This is a genomic window from Wolbachia endosymbiont of Drosophila tristis, from assembly GCF_028981745.1.
GTDB classification, from domain to species: Bacteria; Pseudomonadota; Alphaproteobacteria; order Rickettsiales; family Anaplasmataceae; genus Wolbachia; species Wolbachia pipientis.
Window position 1 is genome coordinate 1 of the sequence record NZ_JAPQLN010000032.1, and the last position, 3,190, is coordinate 3,190.

Consider the following 3,190-nt stretch of genomic DNA (forward strand, 5'->3'; position numbering starts at 1 on the left):
TATCATGAAACTGAAGCTATTTATTTATCTTCGCAATCTGTGCAGGTTAATGACAAAAAACTTAGGGTATTTGGCGTCTCATGTTTAATTTTTCGCACTACGTGCATCGCATGTCTTTAAAAATTTTTAGGTTTTTACCTATATAAGCCGAAACGCGCTTACAAAGCGTTTAAGACAGCAAAAAACGTCAAATTGACAAGGGAGAATTTGAATGCTAGCTACTACGGGGTTTCTTTGCCTTTTTTCCTGCTTAGTAAATTTCTTAAACACTTGCGGTGTAGGTTAGTTGCAAGTTAAAAGCAGCTAAATCGCTCTTAATCAAGCGTTTTAGAATAAAAAAAACGCTGATATTTTAGTACATAGTAAATAGCCAACCACCACGGGGCTTCTTTTGCCTTTTTTTTCGCTTGGTAAATTTTTTAATATTTATAGCTAAACGACAACCGTCATCCCGCTGCTTGTTAGCGGGATGACGGTATGACGGTTCGCGGTGGTATGACGATAAGGTTTATACCTTGTCATGCAAGTACTAGAATCCAGTAAGCTTATTTATGCATATAAAAGGTTATTATTTTGTAAAGTCAAAGTTGCTTTTGGTTTTAAGTTAAAGTACAATAAATGCAAAGGTTTATATAAACTGGATCCAAGTAGTTAGCTACTTGAATGACATCAGACAAACAATCTTACACATGCTAGTCAAAATAGGTACCAGAGGAAGCAAGCTTGCAGTTGCCCAGGCTTTGGAAGCAAAACAAAAGTTGCTGGATTCTTTTCCTAACTTATCTATTGAAATTGTTAAAATAAAAACTTCTGGAGATAAGTATGCAAACGCAAATCTTGCTGAAATAGGAGGCAAAGGATTATTCATTAAAGAAATTGAGACTGAATTGCTCGAAAATAATATAGACATGGCAGTTCATTCGCTAAAAGATATGCCTGCGTTTTTCTCAGGGGGTTTAACAATTCCTTGTGTTTTAGAAAGGCTAAGTTCATGCGATGCGTTTATTTCTCATAAACACAATAGCCTTGAGTCTTTGCCACAGCAGGCTACTATTGCCACTTCTTCAATAAGAAGAAAAGTTCAGTTGTTAAATGTTAGACCAGATTTAAATATAGTACCGCTACGTGGAAATGTAACAACCAGATTGCAAAATCAAAGTTTTGATGGAATAATTCTAGCTGAAGCAGGACTCATAAGATTAGAAAAACATCACTTGATTACAGAGGTATTGCCACCAAAAGTTATGTTAAGTGCAGTGGGGCAGGGGGCGGTTTGTATTCAATGTAGAAGGAATGATGTAAAAATTATCGATCTTTTAGAGAAAATTAATAATAATATGTCTTTTATAGGAGTGAAATCAGAGCGCAGTTTTATGAAGACAGTGAATGGTTCATGTTTTACACCACTTGCAGCTTTGGCTGAATATGTGAGCGAAAATATGCTACACCTTCGTTGTATGTTAGCAAGTGGAAAAAATATATACTTCACTGAGCGCACTTCATTTATAGAAGATGCGGAGAAAATGGGTATGGATGCAGGATTAGAGTTGAAATCAAAATGCTTATAAGCTTACCTAAAGTACGTGGAATCTATCGTTATGATGTCTTAATGTCTAAAGCGACGTGGTTAAATGTTGGTGGACGAGCTGATGTATTATTTAAACCATGTGATATTGAAGATTTAACATACTTGATTAAAAATACTGAACTGCCAGTTAGCGTTATTGGTGCAACATCCAACATAATAGTGCGAGATAGTGGCATTCGAGGAATAACAGTAAAATTAGGTAAGGAGTTTGCATATATTAAAAGTAAGGGTAACAACTCTATTGTAGCTGGGGGAGCTATGCTGCTCAGCAACCTTGCTCACTTTGCGGGAAATCAGCAGATTAGTGGGTTGGAGTTTCTAGTTGGAATTCCAGGAACAGTTGGTGGCGGAATAGAAATGAATGCAGGTGCATATGGTAGTGATATCGCAAGTGTTGTACAATCTATAAAAGCAGTGAATCTAGAGGATGGAAACCTATATGAGTTCTCCAGCGAAGAAATGGGGTATTTTTACCGTGGACATAGCCTAAAAGGAAATTGGATTTTTGTTGAAGCTGAGTTTAAAGGAGTAAACTCAGAGTATGAGCTTATACTGCAAAGGTTAAAGGAAGTTATTGAGAGGAAAAATAAAAGCCAGCCAATAAGAGGAAAAACTGCTGGGTGCATATTCAAAAATCCAAAAAACTACCGAGCATGGGAGTTAATTGATAAATCTGGCTGCCTAAGGTTAAATATTGGTGGAGCTAGAATCTCTAAGAAACATTGTAACTTCTTGCTCAATTACGATAATGCAACTGCATCTGACTTGGAAAACCTTGGCAACAAAGTAAAAGATGCAGTAAAGGATAAATTTAATGTTGAACTTGAGTGGGAAATAAGGGTTTTGGGTAGCTATTAGATAGTTTTTATAGCTTATGTATATTCGTTCAGGAGAACGGCAAATAAGGTAAACAAGTAATCTAAAAAAATAATCATAGAGAAACCGTGAGGTAATGTGGTTAATCTTGTAGAACTTTGCAAGAATCTAGAGAGAAAAATAGCAAAGTTATACCAATTCTCATTATTAGTGAATCAAATAAGCGATATTGTAGAGTTATTTAATTGTGGAGTGAGAAAGAAAGGCAATAGTATGGCTTTTTTCCATTGTTATCTATCCGTTTATTGTGCAGTGGGAATTGGTATTAGCTGAACGGACACTATTGTTATACTATATCTTATATACAATTGTGCAATATGGACAATGGCAACAAATTTACTAGCGAAATTCAGTGATTTATGATTGATAATTAAAGTTCTTAATTAGTAACCGTTCACACTTAATTCTTCAATCTCACTAATAGAAAGGCCAGTAAATTTGACAATAGTGTTGACATCAACATTGTTAGCCAGCATTGCTTTTGCGACTTCGATTTTTCCTTCAATTTTCCCTTCCTCTTTACCGATTTTGATGCCTCTTTCTTCGCCAATTTGGATGCCTTTTTCAGTAGCAAGGTCAAGTCTGTATTCAAGAATGGCTTCTTCTTTCCGTAGATCCATTATTCTTTCTTCATAAGCTACTAAATCTTTTTCATTCCAGCTAAACCTGTCTAATTCATCGTAGGCTAACTTTATTATTGGTGCTTTTTCTGCTATTTTCCTTAAG

3 protein-coding genes and 1 pseudogene are annotated in these 3,190 nt (G+C 35.5%); 3 read left to right on the plus strand and 1 reads right to left on the minus strand.

Annotated features, from left to right (window positions below):
• Positions 1 to 689 precede the first annotated feature (689 nt).
• The 3 genes from hemC (at position 690) to OZD64_RS00815 (ending at position 2,737) form a co-directional block, all read left to right on the plus strand.
• Positions 690 to 1,568, plus strand: coding sequence for a hydroxymethylbilane synthase (gene hemC, locus OZD64_RS00805; protein WP_010962666.1), 879 nt, complete (start codon positions 690 to 692; stop codon positions 1,566 to 1,568).
• Positions 1,559 to 2,446, plus strand: a complete 888-nt coding sequence (gene murB, locus OZD64_RS00810; protein ID WP_274999130.1) for a UDP-N-acetylmuramate dehydrogenase — start codon at positions 1,559 to 1,561, stop codon at positions 2,444 to 2,446. The genes hemC and murB overlap by 10 nt, the downstream gene beginning before the upstream one ends.
• A 96-nt stretch (positions 2,447 to 2,542) precedes the next feature.
• Positions 2,543 to 2,737 (plus strand): hypothetical protein, encoded by a 195-nt coding sequence (locus OZD64_RS00815; protein ID WP_244263355.1) that lies wholly within the window; start codon positions 2,543 to 2,545, stop codon positions 2,735 to 2,737.
• Positions 2,738 to 2,847: 110 nt separating this feature from the next.
• Here OZD64_RS00815 and OZD64_RS00820 read toward each other — a convergent pair.
• Positions 2,848 to 3,190, minus strand: a pseudogene (locus OZD64_RS00820) (Rpn family recombination-promoting nuclease/putative transposase); the annotation flags it as partial.

Bases quoted from the DNA above. Each gene is read 5' to 3' on its own strand.
- hemC (WP_010962666.1), top strand. From the start codon at position 690: ATGCTAGTCAAAATAGGTACCAGAGGAAGCAAGCTTGCAGTTGCCCAG.
- murB (WP_274999130.1), top strand. From the start codon at position 1,559: ATGCTTATAAGCTTACCTAAAGTACGTGGAATCTATCGTTATGATGTC.